15 protein-coding genes are annotated in these 14941 nt (G+C 47.4%); 10 read left to right on the forward strand and 5 right to left on the reverse strand.

Features of this window, described 5'->3' with window-relative positions:
- The first annotated feature begins 130 nt into the window (after nucleotides 1-130).
- The 5 genes from ACLHR0_RS11115 to ACLHR0_RS11135 all read left to right on the forward strand — a co-directional run bounded on the left by ACLHR0_RS11115 (nucleotide 131) and on the right by ACLHR0_RS11135 (nucleotide 8783).
- Nucleotides 131-1528: an alpha-L-fucosidase gene (locus tag ACLHR0_RS11115; RefSeq protein WP_436486549.1), complete on the forward strand. Its 1398-nt coding sequence runs from the start codon at nucleotides 131-133 to the stop codon at nucleotides 1526-1528.
- A 10-nt stretch (nucleotides 1529-1538) separates the two neighbouring features.
- Nucleotides 1539-2801 carry an SGNH/GDSL hydrolase family protein gene (locus tag ACLHR0_RS11120; protein WP_436486551.1) on the forward strand — a complete coding sequence of 421 codons (1263 nt, stop codon included), beginning with the start codon at nucleotides 1539-1541 and terminating at the stop codon, nucleotides 2799-2801.
- Between the two features lie 112 nt (nucleotides 2802-2913).
- Nucleotides 2914-3453, forward strand: a complete 540-nt coding sequence (locus tag ACLHR0_RS11125; RefSeq protein ID WP_370910692.1) for a sigma-70 family RNA polymerase sigma factor — start codon at nucleotides 2914-2916, stop codon at nucleotides 3451-3453.
- A gap of 41 nt (nucleotides 3454-3494) precedes the next feature.
- Complete coding sequence (locus tag ACLHR0_RS11130) at nucleotides 3495-4625, forward strand: FecR family protein (protein ID WP_436486553.1); 1131 nt, start codon at nucleotides 3495-3497, stop codon at nucleotides 4623-4625.
- 57 nt (nucleotides 4626-4682) lie between these two features.
- Complete coding sequence (locus ACLHR0_RS11135) at nucleotides 4683-8783, forward strand: hypothetical protein (protein ID WP_436486555.1); 4101 nt, start codon at nucleotides 4683-4685, stop codon at nucleotides 8781-8783.
- A 111-nt stretch (nucleotides 8784-8894) separates the two neighbouring features.
- On the opposite strand, the gene ACLHR0_RS11140 is transcribed toward ACLHR0_RS11135, so the two are convergent.
- From ACLHR0_RS11140 to ACLHR0_RS11155, 4 genes are all read right to left on the reverse strand, one after another.
- The gene (locus ACLHR0_RS11140) at nucleotides 8895-9272 is read right to left on the reverse strand and encodes a DoxX family membrane protein (RefSeq protein ID WP_370910689.1); all 378 of its coding nucleotides are present in this window, start codon (nucleotides 9270-9272) and stop codon (nucleotides 8895-8897) included.
- Between the two features lie 73 nt (nucleotides 9273-9345).
- The gene (locus tag ACLHR0_RS11145) at nucleotides 9346-9849 is read right to left on the reverse strand and encodes an SRPBCC family protein (RefSeq protein WP_370910688.1); all 504 of its coding nucleotides are present in this window, start codon (nucleotides 9847-9849) and stop codon (nucleotides 9346-9348) included.
- On the reverse strand, nucleotides 9846-10166 hold the full coding sequence (locus tag ACLHR0_RS11150; protein ID WP_370910687.1) for an ArsR/SmtB family transcription factor: 321 nt from the start codon (nucleotides 10164-10166) through the stop codon (nucleotides 9846-9848). Before ACLHR0_RS11150 ends, ACLHR0_RS11145 begins: the two co-directional genes overlap by 4 nt.
- A gap of 243 nt (nucleotides 10167-10409) precedes the next feature.
- Nucleotides 10410-10841, reverse strand: a complete 432-nt coding sequence (locus ACLHR0_RS11155) for an SRPBCC family protein (RefSeq protein WP_436486558.1) — start codon at nucleotides 10839-10841, stop codon at nucleotides 10410-10412.
- A 178-nt stretch (nucleotides 10842-11019) separates the two neighbouring features.
- Here ACLHR0_RS11155 and ACLHR0_RS11160 point away from each other — a divergent pair, with 178 nt between their 5' ends.
- Entirely contained in the window at nucleotides 11020-11331 is a 312-nt protein-coding gene (locus ACLHR0_RS11160) for a hypothetical protein (protein ID WP_436486560.1), read from the forward strand.
- An 8-nt stretch (nucleotides 11332-11339) separates the two neighbouring features.
- On the opposite strand, the gene ACLHR0_RS11165 is transcribed toward ACLHR0_RS11160, so the two are convergent.
- Complete coding sequence (locus tag ACLHR0_RS11165; RefSeq protein ID WP_436486562.1) at nucleotides 11340-12092, reverse strand: SDR family NAD(P)-dependent oxidoreductase; 753 nt, start codon at nucleotides 12090-12092, stop codon at nucleotides 11340-11342.
- Nucleotides 12093-12229: 137 nt separating this feature from the next.
- Between ACLHR0_RS11165 and ACLHR0_RS11170 the strand changes: the two genes are divergently transcribed.
- The 4 genes from ACLHR0_RS11170 to ACLHR0_RS11185 all read left to right on the forward strand — a co-directional run bounded on the left by ACLHR0_RS11170 (nucleotide 12230) and on the right by ACLHR0_RS11185 (nucleotide 14925).
- Nucleotides 12230-12598, forward strand: a complete 369-nt coding sequence (locus tag ACLHR0_RS11170) for a winged helix-turn-helix transcriptional regulator (RefSeq protein ID WP_436486564.1) — start codon at nucleotides 12230-12232, stop codon at nucleotides 12596-12598.
- On the forward strand, nucleotides 12598-13131 hold the full coding sequence (locus tag ACLHR0_RS11175) for a hypothetical protein (RefSeq protein ID WP_436486566.1): 534 nt from the start codon (nucleotides 12598-12600) through the stop codon (nucleotides 13129-13131). The genes ACLHR0_RS11170 and ACLHR0_RS11175 overlap by 1 nt, the downstream gene beginning before the upstream one ends.
- Before the next feature lie 161 nt (nucleotides 13132-13292).
- The gene (locus tag ACLHR0_RS11180) at nucleotides 13293-13682 is read left to right on the forward strand and encodes a hypothetical protein (protein ID WP_370910682.1); all 390 of its coding nucleotides are present in this window, start codon (nucleotides 13293-13295) and stop codon (nucleotides 13680-13682) included.
- A 160-nt stretch (nucleotides 13683-13842) separates the two neighbouring features.
- Entirely contained in the window at nucleotides 13843-14925 is a 1083-nt protein-coding gene (locus ACLHR0_RS11185; RefSeq protein ID WP_429048423.1) for an efflux RND transporter periplasmic adaptor subunit, read from the forward strand.
- Nucleotides 14926-14941: the final 16 nt, after the last annotated feature.

A 14941-nucleotide genomic window follows, 5' to 3' on the forward strand; every position in this document is an offset into this window, starting at 1 on the left:
TAGTATCCGTTAAACCATTCACCACAGGCGGGCCCTGCCTGTGGTGGATAATTTTCCGGGCGTTCACCCGTTTTAAGAAAGAATCTGTCTATAACATTTATATACCAGCGCGCAGGAAAAAAGAATACAAATGGGGAAGCAATCAATTATCCGGAATACGCTGTTAGTCATGTTTTGGTGCAGCAGTCATTTATCGGCCAGCAGTCAGGGTACACAGGCATACGACCCTGAAAAAACCTATGCCGCGCCAACAGACGACCGGGTGAAAGCTAAATTATCACATTGGCAGGACCTGAAGTTTGGCCTGTTTATGCATTGGGGTACCTACAGCCAGTGGGGTATCGTAGAATCATGGTCGCTTTCACCGGAAGACTATCCCTTTACCAAACGTACAGGCCCCTATGCAGCAAACTGGTTTCAGTATAAACAGGCGTATGAAAACCTGCAAACCACTTTCAACCCCGTGCACTTTAATCCTGATAAATGGGCTGACGCCGCAAAAGCAGCCGGTATGCGCTATGTAGTGTTTACTACCAAGCATCACGATGGCTTCTGCATGTTCGACACCAGGTACACCGACTATAAAATTACCAGCGCCAAAACACCTTTTTCATCCAATCCGCGCAGCAATATTTCCCTGGAAATTTTTAATGCCTTCCGTAAAAAAGATTTTATGGCTGGCGCTTACTTTTCAAAACCCGACTGGCACTCGGAAGATTACTGGTGGTCGTATTTTCCGCCTAAAGACCGCCACCAGAGTTACGATAAAAAACAATATCCGGAGCGGTGGCAACGGTTCTGCGATTTCACGTACAACCAGATAGAGGAGCTGATGACCAACTACGGCGCATTAGACCTCCTCTGGCTGGATGGCAGCTGGGCGGGCATCAATATGGCTCCCATTGTAACAATGGCGCGCAAACACCAGCCCGGCCTGATTGTAGTAGACCGCCACGGCGCGGCGGAATATGTAAACTACCTCACACCGGAACAAAAGATCCCGGACCACTACATCCCTGTTCCGTGGGAAACCTGTATGACACTGGGCCGGTCCTGGTCGTACATTGTAAAAGAAAATTACAAACCATCGCGGCAGCTGATACAAATGCTGGTGGACATTGTTGCTAAAAACGGTAACCTCCTGCTCAACATCGGGCCGGGTCCTGATGGCGACTGGCACACAGAAGCCTATCAGCGGCTGGCCGATATCGGCAAATGGATGAAAATAAACAGTGAGTCTATTTACAATACCAAACCTGTTGCTCCTTACCGCCAGGATAAATGGGCTTTTACAAAAAGTGAAAAAGCCCGTTATCTTTCTTATCTCCCGGCGGAAAAAGAAAATATACTACCGGCCACTATCAGTGCACCTTTGAAAGATGTGAGCCGTAAAACCGGTATCACCCTGCTGGGTACAGAAAAAAAACTGACATGGGAGCAAACGGGCGATTCCATCACCATCAGCATTCCAGAGGCCGTGCGTAAGCAGCTGGCCGGGGAAGCCGTGTGGGTATTTAAAATGAGTTAACGATATAGATATGTCGATAAGATTGACAGGTGTAGTACTTCTTTTTTTACTATCGCTATCACTGCATGCACAAACGGATTCGCTTAACGCCATGCAGGAATACCGCCTCCGCCAGGGTTTACCCAACTTCTTTGCGAAATTGAAATCCGGCGGTCCGCTTACCATTGCCTATTTTGGCGGCAGCATTACCGCCGCCTCCGGCGGCTGGCGCGATCAATCGGTGAAATGGTTTCAGCAACAATACCCGCAGGCACAAATAAAACAGATCAACGCCGGTGTAGGCGGGACCGGCTCCGACCTGGGCGTTTTCCGGCTCCGCCGCGATGTGCTGTCGCAGCAACCGGATCTTGTTTTTGTGGAATTTGCGGTAAATGACGGTGGCCCGTATGTACACCAAACAATGGAAGGTATTGTGCGGCAGATATGGAAAGTCAATCCGTCGACAGACATTTGCTTTGTATATACCATGTCGGGGAATATGTTACCGGTGCTGCAACAGGGACAGCTATGGCCCACCATGCTCGCCATGGAACATATTGCGCAGCACTATGGCATTCCTTCCGTACAACTTGGGATGCAGGCATTGGCACTGTTGAAAGAAGGCAAACTGGTGTTCCAGGGGAAACCGGATCAGTACCCGGACAAACTTGTTTTTTCCGGCGACAATGTACACCCTAACACCACAACAGGTCACCGCCTGTACACCGAAGCGCTGGTGCGCGCCATGCAGCAGCTAAGGACCAACGACCATCCGCTGAAACACACGCTTATTGCTCCCTATACCAAAGATAACTGGGAAGATGCACAGCTGGTGGCTGTGAAAGACCTGCCCCGTACCGGGCAGTGGTCTGATCTTTCCAACAGTAACGACACCGTGGCGGTTCAATTCCGCCAGCGCTTTCCATTGCTTGTTAAATCGACATACCCCGGGTCATCACTGCAGATAAATTTCAACGGGCGCCTGGCAGGTTTGTACGACCTGGTGGGCCCCGGATGCGGTGAATATGAGGTAACGATAGACGGACAAGCCGCCAAACCGTATCCCCGCTTCGACCGTCACGCCGTGTACTATCGCACGCATTACTTTTTCCTGCCGCTGCTCGAAGCAGGACCGCACACCATCAACCTGGAAGTATCCGGTAAAAAGTTAGATAAAATGTCCATCCTGAAAACAGGTGATAACCAGCCCGGCGACCTGGAAAAATATAATGAAAATGCCTGTTACGCAGGCTGGCTGCTGCTATTGGGCAGTATCACCAACCAGCAGCAATAATGAAGCGCTCCGGCATCCGGAAATAAAAAATAAATGAGGGAAACTTAACAAAGAGATATTAACTTTAAGTACACGTTATAGAGATTTTTACCACGTTAATAAGTATCTCTTCATGGATAATAACGACGACGGGCTTTTATTGCATCAACTCCGGCAGGGTGATATAAAAGCGTATGAACAATTATTTAAGAAATACTACAAATCACTGAATGTTGACGCTTACTACCTGTTAAAGGATGAAACAGAAGCGGAAGATCAGGTACAATCCCTTTTCATCGAAATATGGGATAAACAACTGTATCTTAACATTACCTACTCCGTTAAGTCGTACCTCCACACTGCTATCCGTAATAAATGCCTCAGTTTTATTGAGAAGGGAAAAAATGAGCATAAGAGATTTCATGCGTATGCCAATACACTGGAAGATAAGATCAATGAAAATATTGTAGAGAATAAAGAGACTGCACAACAGATGGACCTTCTCCTCAATGAGCTTCCTAACCAGCGCTTACGGGCTTTCAGCCTGGTTTACCTGGAAGATAAAAAGTATAAAGAAGCGGCAGAAGAAATGGGTATTACTATTAACTCTGTTAAAACGCATCTTAAGCTGGCACTAAAAATCTTACAAAAAAAGTTTGCGGGCTACAAATAACGATCACCCGTTTTTGCGCAAAAATCGTCTTTAAGTTACAGATGGAAGTAAACAGAGAACATATAAGAGCATTACTTTTTGAAAAAGTAACCGGGTCTATCAGCGAAGAAGACAACCGGCTGGTGACCGCTGCCATTGAAAATGATGCGGCGGTAGCCGATATGTGGCATAACATCCGGGAGGAACTGGACAATGATAAAAGCCGGCGCTTCATGGCCGGTATCGATGAAACCCGGGGCTGGAACAACATACAACCGCAACTGCGATCGCATTCAAAAGTATTCCTGCTACGGAAATGGCGTGTAGCCGCAGCCGTTGTATTGCTTATTATAGCTGCCGGCGGGATCTGGTATTTTTCCGGCAGAAATATTTCTTCCGGGCCAGCAACTTTACCACTCGCCCAAAACACGCTGCTGCTCCGCTTGTCGGACGGGAAAGATATCCCGTTGTCTGCTTCCGCCGGCAACACCATTACGGCGGGTGCTATAAAACTGGTTACCAGCGGCAACCGTCTTACTTATACTGCGCCGGAAAATGCAGCAGATGAATGGGCCACGCTGATGGTACCGGGAAAACTGGATTATAAAATAGTTTTGAAAGACGGAACGGAAGTCTGGTTAAACTCACAGTCCAGCCTCCGCTTCCCCTATGCTTTCAAGAGCGGTAACCGGGAGGTATACCTGTCTGGCGAAGCCTATTTTAAAGTAGCAAAAAATGAGCAGCAACCTTTTATTGTGCATGCCGGTGAAACAAGGGTGGAAGTATTGGGTACCTCTTTCAACATCCATGCCTACGACCCTGCAAAGGTTACCACGTCTCTTGTTGATGGGGCGGTAGTCAGCAGCAAAGAAGATATCAAAGTAAAATTATCTCCCGGTTATCAGTCGGTATATGAAGACGGAAAATTTGTTACCACCTCTTTTGATACCTACAATACCCTGTCGTGGATGGACGGCACCACCCACTTCCGTGATGAAAAATTAAGCAGCATTGCCGTGATCATCTCTCGCTGGTTTGAAGTGCCTGTTATATTCGACAACCCGGCACTGGCCAACGAAACGCTGTCCGGCGCTATCGACAAGCGTAAGCCATTGGATGTGTTCCTCACTAATATCGCTATTTCCTCTGGTGTTCAGTACTATTACAAGGGTAACGTGCTGCACCTGAAATAATTCATTTTTACCGTTCACCCATATCCGTAGAATTTAAGTCCTAAAGATGCGTTGTATATGCAGCACTTAAGTTTTACTATTTTGAACAACCGTATCATTGCTTCTTTTACCGCCCTCCTGGTCTCCCTTGCAGGACATGCGCAGGACACGCTTCGACTGAGCGGTTCCTGGAAGGTACAGCCCGCACAATCGCAGAATATTGCTCCCGATAGCAGCAAATGGGGCACTGTTGCCGCCACCGACTGGAGAAGGATCACCTCCGGTAAAAACAGCGCCTGGGCCGACACGCCGCAGGATAAGGTAAACAGTTTGTGGTATGAGCAGCAGGTAAACATCCCGGCTGACTGGCAGCCCAAAAATGTGATCGCCGACTTCCGGCGGATAGAGGGCGACGCTGTTGTATTTGTGGGCCAGCAGCGTGTAGGAGAAGTGCTCCGGCCCGGTGGTGAAGTAAACCTGGGTCCATTCCTGCATTACGGACAACCCAACACGCTCCGTGTTTTTGTTACCAGGGATTATAACGGCATCTCCCGGGGCTTTACAGAAGATCCGCTTCGTTATGTGTCGAGGCACGGTGCGGGAAACATCATTCCCATGGCGGATTGGCCAATGGGCATCACGGCGCCTGTTACAATTATTGCCAGGGCACAGCAGGCCATCATCGATGTATTCTGTATTACTTCTTTCAGGAATAAAATGCTGACGCTTGAAGTAGAGGTGGATGCCAAAAATGTAAGCGGCGCCTACGACTTGGAGGCGGAGATCATTGATCAGCATAGTAAACGGGTACTCACTCTTTCCAATAAAACAATGCAGCTGATAAATGGGAAACACGTGTACCGCCTAACGGCCGCATGGCAAAACCCAGTGTGCTGGGAACTGGATAGTCCTTACCTCTACAAGGCAAAAGTGGCATTGGTGCAGGGCGGTAAAACGCTTTGCCGTTACCCGGAAGTGACCTTCGGTTTCAGGGAAATATGGACTGCCGGCAACCAGCTGTTTATGAACGGTCATCTCTCGCGCTGGCGGGTTACAGATGTGTATGGCGCGAATCAATATGGTTTGTCGCTTTACCGGCTGATTGGCTACAACGTTGGACAGTTCCAGCCGCATCATAAACTGTGGTGGCTGAACGATGCAGAAACGCCGCTCCTTCATGAAGACATGCTCGAGGAGATGGACCGTACGGGCATGGGCTGTACTGTGCCAGGCCCTTCTGTTTCCGTGCTGCGTGATAAACTGCTGCATGATCCGGAGTTGCAGAACGACTATCAAAAAGAAGCTGCTTACTTTACCCGTCATTACCGCAATCACCCCAGTATTCTCGCCTGGGTGATAGCTATGAACAGCGCCAATCCAAAATCAAATATTGATCCGGCCAGGATGGGGAAACGCGATTCCGTTTATTCCACGCAAGGCAAGGTGATAGACCTGGCGTGCAGCATCGTGAAAAAGGAAGATCCCACGCGGCTGGTGTTTGCGCATGCCGATGGCAGCGTAGGCGACATGTCGTCCGCCAACGTGTACCTGAATTTTGTACCCCTGCAGGAAAGGGAAGAATGGCCGATGGCCTGGGCCAGGGAAGGTAATATGCCTTATTCCGCCGTTGAATTCGGACCTCCTTACTGGAATAACTTCTGGAAGGGAAAGCAGTTCCTGCTCACGGAATATTTATCCATGTACCTCGGTGATGCCGCCTATGCCACTGAGGGAGAAAAAGGGCTGCGGCAAACGATAGAAAAAAGCAATGCTGCCAGCAGCGCTACCTGGGAACAAATGGACTTTCAACAGTATCCCGGTTTCTGGCGCTTCCAGGAATTATTTACGCGCAATACCAACCGTGCATGGCGCACGTGGGGCGTCAACGGAGGCTGGCTGTACTGGCTGCTGGAAGGCTATGGCAATCCCAACGGGGAAAAACTGAAAAGCTTCACACAACGTTACAAATCACTCACCGCTCCACTTACCGGCAAACCTTCATGGGCCAACCCACGCTTCGATATTTTCAAGGAGGCCAATCAGCCATTGCTGGTTTACCTGGCCGGTTCGCCGGCGCACACCGATAAAACGCATACCTTCTTTAGCGGCGAAACTTTTGAAAAAGCGGTGGCCGTAGTATGGGATGGTCCTCATAAAATAACGCCGGAAGCAAAATGGATGCTTAAACAAGGCGATAAAGTGTTTCAGCAGGGATCTGTATCATTGGCGGTAAATGGCGGCGAAATAAAGCAGTTTCCGCTTTCGCTGAAAGCGCCGCCCGTAACTGTCCGGGCGGACATGCAACTGGTGCTTGCCGTTGCCGGGGTGCCTAACGATACGTTTGCCCTCACTGTTTTCCCGCGGCCCGCACCTGCTGTGGTGAAAGCACCGGTGTTGCTTTATGATCCTGCGGGGAAATCGGCAGCATCACTGAAGCAATTGGGCATACAATATTCTGCATGGGAGAAAGGTCGCCGTATCTCCTCTGATGCCATACTGGTGATAGGCCGCGAGGCCCTGCAGCCGGGGGACACGCTGCCGTATAATGAAAAAGATATTGCGCGCGGTTTGCGTGTGATTATACTGGAACAGTCACCTGCCGTATGGGAAGGTATGGGTTTTGAAACGATAGAAACCATGCCGCGTTATACTTTTATCCGTGACCGGGAAAGTGCGCTCCTGGCGGGATTGCAGCCGGCAGATATGATCAACTGGCGGGGCAGTCCCGACCTCTTACCGGAAGGCAGGCAGGTAAAAAGCTACGACACGCAGCATGCGCCAAAGTGGACCAATCGCCATGCGGTTGCTTCCGTAGTACTGAAAACCCCTGAAGTGGCGGGCTTCACGCCTATCCTGCAAACTGAATTTGATATGGCGTACACGCCGTTGCTGGAATGGCGGTATGGCAAAGGCAAAGTAACTTTTTGTTCACTCGATCTTACCGGCCGCGTTGGCACTGATCCAGCAGCCACACTGCTGGCAAAAAACCTGTTTACGTCGCAGGCGCCGTCGCTTCCCGGTTTACGCGAGGTATATTATAGCGGCGACAGCACCGGCAGGAAACTGCTCACCGATGCGGGCATCGCCCTGCGGGAAGTCCCCGGCGCCGGCAATGCCATATGGGTATTTGGTGCAGGCAAAACGACCATACCGCCCCAGGTCAAGGCATTTGTTGCCGCCGGTGGCATTGCATTTTATCTTCCACAGCAGCCATCATTTTTATCACAGCAGGGATTAAATACGATCGCTAAAACTATCGTACATGCGCAGCCTGGAAAAGCCGGACAGCTACTCAGGGCCATCGGCCCCAACCTGTTACGGTGGCGGGATACCATACAGGTAACCGCGTTTACTTCATCCTCATTATGTGACGGGCTTCTTTCAGTAATAAACACCGGTAAGGGCAAAAGCATCTATCTGCAAATAACCCCGGATCAACTGGCGCAACGTTATGCAAATGCTCCTGAGAAACAGGAAGCCGTCCGGTTAAGTGTGATCCGCCTGCATCAGTTGACAGCACAATTGCTCACCAATCTTGGCGCTGCTCCTTCCCCTGCAACTGCCCGCAGGCTCTGTAAGGTAAACCGCCCGCTTTCTTTCCAAACACTCAGCTCCTGGAAAGTGCTGGGACCTTATACTGCCAATACATCCAGCGGCGCGAAGGTACTGGCGACTACTTTTCCGGGGCAGCAGGATGCTATTGCCGGCGCGGAGAATCCGAACCTTACTTATAAAACAGCAGAGGGCAAAGTGCTGGATTGGCGGCAAACGGTGAATGCCAGTCAGCATGGCTTTGTAGACCTCAGTAAAGTCTTCGGCGGCAAAGACGATAATGCGGTAGCGTATGTAACCAAAAGTATGAACAGCCCGGTGGCACAAAAAGCCATTCTTCGTATGGGCGTTGACTACTGGATGGAAGTATGGCTGAATGGCAAATCCATCCTGCGTGTAGACGCTAACCACCAGAAAAGGGAAAACGAATTTATCCTCCCGGTTTCTCTTTCCGCAGGTGAAAATATTCTCACTATCAAAGTTGCCTCCGGCAAAGGCGGGTTTGGTTTCTGGGCTAATATGGCGTATCCGGAAGCCGGCGAGGCGCAAACCAATGCAACGGAAGGAGACAGTTTTTACCCGGTAGGATATCGTTTCTTTGATCCTTACCAGTTTGTGTACTGGTAGCATCTTTTTTGCCGGTATAACGTTCAGCCTTAACCCTGCTTCCGGTTTAAGAAACAAAAAGCCTCCAGGTTCTATAACCTGGAGGCTTTTTAAATGATCTCAATGCACTACTTAGCTTACCATTGGCAAATACTTCTTCCGGTTTTCAATGATTACCCAGATATTAATTGCCAGCATCACAAGTGCGATAGGCAGCCCTGAAGGAGCATATAAGATATTTGTTAAAACAATTCCTACCATTACCGGGAGAATAACTATTGCGCCAAGTGCCCTGGTTTTATTAGGAATGAAAAGCGCACCGCCTATCACTTCAGCTGCTCCAACAAGCGGCATTAACCAGCTTATCTGCATAAAGGCGCCCATTAACTTCATCATGCTTTCAGGCATGTCTTTGGGTACCGGCATGTAGTTAAAGAATTTGTTCAGTCCCGCGTTAATAAACATAAGTCCGAAAAGAAGACTTACGACAAATAGGATTTTGTTTTTCATAGTTTTTATTTTCCGTAAATATACATTTCATTTTTATCTGCTGTATATCCGCAATATGAGTTGTGGAGAAATTCTATTTTTTTAATGATGGCAACAGTTCGTCCAATCCTTCCATAGCCATTCCCAGACCTTCTTTGAAACCCATTTGGATGGTTGCTTCCAGTTGAGCAAGATCGGCATAAGAGATGTGCAATTGCACCAGTGTTACGGCCCCTTTGTCAACAAAGGTGACGTTCCATTCCGATTGCGGCATCTCTTTATTGATATTTCCTGCTGCATCTGCAAAAGCATCAAGCCCCGTGAATTTTTTCTGGACCTGGATGTTTTTGTAGGTGGCCAATGCCCAATGTTCCTCGCCTTCCGGGCCCACCATGGCATAATGCCAATGTCCGCCTTCTCTGAAGTCCATTGTTTTTGTTCTGGCTTTCCAGGGTTTTGGCGCCCACCAGAGGTCAAGGATTTCGCTTTTCGTATAGGCGTCCCAAACCAAAGGAAGTTCCGCGGCAAATTCCCGTTTAACGGTGATGGTGTTGTTCTCCTTGTTTACAGAAAAATCAAATGATAAGTTCTTACTCATTTCTTTTTGTTTTTTATAGTTAACAATACTTGGTCTAGTTCATTAAATCTCCCCTCCCATAATTCCCTGAATTGCCCGAGCCATTTGTCAATTTCCTGCATTTTATTACCATTTAGCTGGTAGAAAATTTCCCGGCCGGATTGTTCCTGTTTCACCAGTTCACATTCCGTCAGGATGCGCAGGTGTTTCGAAACAGCCTGCCGGCTTATTTCAAAATGTTCAGCTATGGCGTTGGGTGTCAATGCCTGAACCGCAATAAGTAATATGATGGCCCGTCTGGTCGGGTCGGCAATAGCCTGAAAAACATCTCTTCTCATTTCTCCGTAATTTATTCATGCAACCGATCAGTTGCAAATATAAGCAACTAATCGGTTGCGCAAAATATTTGGAGAATTTTTTTTGGCGGGAAAAGAGAACAGGTATCAGGTGAAAAAGTAAATATCGCTTCCAACAAGTTGATTATCAGCAGAATTCAATCTTGATAACGCGAATTTTATCGAATAAAAAAAGCCGGTCTGATGACCAGCTTTGGGAAACCAACCGAATATTTTACTTGCTTTTTAACCTTCCATCATTTTTTTCAGAATCCCCAGCGTACCATTCCAATAGAAATTCAAATGCTGGTATATAGTCTCCGTGGGGAAATTAGTGAGTGTAAGCGACAACAAAGTATGCTCCTCCTCTGGCGCCAGTGCAAACCGGATAACGGTATAGTTCTCCCTGGCATCGGGCAACCGGGACAATGAACTTAAAAAGTCGTAACTCACTGCATGTTCTGGTGAATATTCCAGCACCGTTCCCTTGTTCTCAAACTTTGCATGATGAAAGCCGCTGACCACTAATGGTGATCCCACTTCCCAGGTAGTTGCAACACTGAGATTTAGCTCTGCACCTCCCATCCATTGTGTCATTAACTTAACATCTGTAATGGTTTTCCACACCTTTGCCACGGGAGCATTGATCATTATTTTTCTTTCTATCATTTTTTCCATTCTTTGAGATTTATAATTCCGGAGGAAATCACCGTATAATCATTTACGTCATATGCGTCCTTCGAGGTAGGTCAGCGTTCCCACCTATGAATTTAGCTAAACTTTAAATGCAGCCATTAAAAAGTTTGTGAGGATACAAAAAATTGAATAGCTTTAAATTCACCAGCAACTATTCCTGATGATGGCAGAAGAAGACTACGAAGACGAAGAATCCTGCACACGGAAGGAAACCTTCCGGGGAACTATACGGGCCTTAAAACAAAGGGCAAAGGACAACAGCATTATAGTAACCCACTCCCAGATCGCTGACCGGTTAAATTTGTCTGTAGAGCAGTTTAATGCTTACTATGTGAGTGATGAAGCGCCCGAAGAACTGTTTCCATTACTTCGCTCACAATACCCGGATTTTATCGGCAACGTAACTGTCGAGATCATAAGCTTCACCACCATCCATTACCCTCCGGATCCGCCAACCCCTGATGTAGCATAAGGCATTGATCAGAACGCATGATAACGCATTCCTCCATCAACAGTGGCAACAGCACCAGTAACATACCCTGCACGGGGCGACACCAGGAAAACAGCCATGTTGGCCATGTCCTGTGGTGTGCCAAAATCACCCAGCGGGATTTCGCGCTCCGCAAATTTCCGGCGTTCCTCGCCCGGAAAGTAGGGCCGTATATTTTCTGTATCTATTAAGCCTGGCTGCAGGCAGTTGACCCTGATACCATATTTCCCCAGTTGACCCGAAAGTTGTTTGGACCACGCTACCACCGCAGCTTTGGCTATCGCCGACACATTGATGGTGCGTAATTCATACGTGCTGATCAGGTTCAGGATGGCCCCCTGCTTGCGTGCTATAAAATGGGGCAACAGCTGTTGCGTTAATTGCCGCTGGCGATCAAAGTCCAGTGTCATCGACTCTACCCACGGCTCCTCCGGCCCAACAACATCCACCGGCCGGCTACGGCCCGCATTGTTAATAAGAATATCCACGTGCCCCAAAATGGACAACGCCGCGGCGGCAATCTTTTGTGGCCCGTCCGGCGCAACCAGGTCCTGGACAAAAATGACCGGCTCCATGCCACCTGCCCCTGCCACTTCCGCTTTAAAGCTATCCAGCAACGCTTCGTTTCTTCCAACGGCCAGGACCCTGACTCCTTCAATAGCCAGTTCTTTTGCAATTGCCCGGCCAATTCCCTGGCTGGCGCCCGTTACTACTGCGGTTTTCCCGCTTAAATACAGATCCATATTTTTAGATTAATCTTTGTAAAACTCATTTTCATACCCAAAAACAACGGCTGAAAATTTCTTTGTAAAAGTAGCGGGTAGCATCTAAATTTACAGGCTATACAACCAATTGTACGGTACTAACAAACGTGTAAGTAATGGCAACCAGAAAGAAAAACTCAACTTATAGCCGCAATGAAAACATCATTGTGGAATGTGATCTTACCTATGCCGTGAATAAAATCGGGGGCAGGTGGAAAATTCTTATCCTGGATAAATTAGCGGAGAAGAAAATGAGGTTTAGTGAATTGAAACACGAGTTCTACTACATTACGGAACGCATGTTAACCCTGCAGTTACGGGCAATGGAACAGGACGGACTGGTTAAACGAACCGTATATGCGGAAGTGCCTCCACGGGTGGAATATGAACTCACTGAAATGGCATTGGAGTTCGGTCCTATCTTTAAACAGCTAAGTGCCTGGGGAGGCAAACACCGGGATTTAACGAAGAAAGATATTGTATAATGGGACTGGACAGCATTGACCTATTGGTCGAAATTGAGAATTATTTCGGCATTCAGATTCCGGATATTGAAGCGGCGGAAATCTTTACGGTTCAGAATATGGTCGATGTGGCAGCGAAGCATTTGCATGTTGCTGATCATGCTATGGATCTTAAAGCGCAGGTCTTTCAACAGGTGGCTGATAGTATCTCATCAACAAATCATGAGATTAAGCTGACCGACAAAATCTCCACCTACCTCTCTCCTGGTGATCAAAAAAGCTGGTCAGCTTTAAAAAACCATCTCCGGCTTGAAGTACCCCAACCTGATATTTTTGCCCGCGCACCGAAATATGATTGGACTACCATTACCATCGATCAATTCACAACCTCCATATGCGCCCGCAACTTCAAAACGCTGATTGATAAAAATGAGATCAAAAGTAAATATGAAGTATATGTTATCGTAATGGGTATTACCGTTGCCAAAACAGGCGTTGACTACTATGAGATAACTCCTGATAAATCTTTTACAAGTGACCTGGGCATCGATTAAGATGCCGCCCACTAACGGCTTCCGGGCCCTCCGGGAAATACATTCATATAATTAATCATATTTGATAAAAACACCTCAAACGAAAAATAACAGTTTCTTCACAAGCAAAACCTCATGATTTTTTCGTTTGCTCTCAAAGTTTTATTACTTTTGGCCCCCAAATGAGAGTAGCTATATTTTTCGCATATCTGTGTTTCCTCCTGCTCCGGGGGGAAGGCTATGCTTTTACAGCTACCCATCATAACGATATTTCCAACTCTTTCGCCAGGAATGTTGAACACAAACACCGGATTAAATTTACCGACACCAACCAGGATAATTCTGTTGTCAGCAATTTAGACAATGAAGAAGAATGCCTGATAAGTGATGACATTGAAGAGGAAGATGCGAATAATTTTCTGGCCAGAAAATATAAACTGCTGGCCAGGTATTACCTGACACTCCCCGACCTCGACGTTTTAAGTTATCTCCATAAATGCTTTAAAGCCCCCACACCTTATCTGGGGCATCTTTCCAATAGATACATTACGCAAAGCGTTTTAAGAATCTGATCAATAGTATACATCAGTTACCGAGGGTGTGATTATTCATGCCTGGCGGATGTATATTCATTTTACTTCCTCCGGGCTCCCGCTCCGGCGACTGATCCTTTTGCGTCCATAGGCATCCCTGCCTTACAAGCATCCCATCGCTTAATATCCATTTAATATTATGAGTAGAATTGTCATGTTTACGGGCTTGTTTGTCATGTTATGCCATACAAGCTGTAAATCAAAAAAAGAAGTAAAAGAAGAGGCGGGCAAGTTTACCGTTACCAGCCCGGTAAGAATCGACACTTCATTTACCAACGAATATGTTTCGCAGATAAAATCTGTCAGGAACATCGAGATCAGGGTCCAGGAACGGGGGTATCTCCAGAACATCTATGTAGATGAGGGCCAGTTTGTAAAAGCAGGTCAGCTGCTGTTCAGGATCATGCCGAAAGTTTATGAGGCGGAACTCCAGAAAGCAGAGGCAGAAGCCAAAGCAGCAGAGATAGAACTGCAGAATACCAAAACCCTGGTCGATAAAAATGTGGTGTCAAAAAATGAGCAGGCCATGGCGCAGGCCAAACTTGACCAGGCAAAGGCCGAAATGGCACTGGCGAAACTCCACCTCTCGTTCACAGAAATCAGGGCGCCGTTCGATGGCACCATTGACCGTATTCCATTCAAACTGGGAAGCGTTATCGATGAAGGTGGCCTGCTGACCAGCCTTTCAGACAACAGCCAGATGTTCGCCTATTTCAATGTATCTGAGCCGGAATACCTCGACTATGCCACCAATGCAAAAGGCCGCGGAAGCAACAAAGTAAGCCTGCTGCTCGCCAATAACCAGCCCCTCCAATATAAAGGAGATGTGGAAACCATTGAAAGTGAGTTTAACAATGAAACCGGAAATATTGCCTTCAGGGCAAGATTCCCAAATCCTGACAAGCTTTTAAGGAATGGAGAAACAGGCAAAGTGCTCATGACCATTCCGCTTAAAAATGCATTGGTCATACCGCAAAAGGCAACTTACGAAATCCAGGATAAATTATATGTTTTTGTGGTTGACAAAAACAACATGGTAAAATCCAGGAACATTGCCATCCGTGGGCAGATGCCCGACATGTACGTAGTTGAAAACGGCATTTCAGAAACTGATAAGATACTGCTCGAAGGTGTTCAGAAAGTAAAAGATGATGATAAGATCACCTATGAATACCGGAAACCCGAGGAAGTTATTTCCCATCTGCGATTAAAAGCGGAATAGTTCAATCTAATAGTGT

This window comes from Chitinophaga sp. ARDCPP14, from assembly GCF_051362515.1.
GTDB lineage: Bacteria > Bacteroidota > Bacteroidia > Chitinophagales > Chitinophagaceae > Chitinophaga.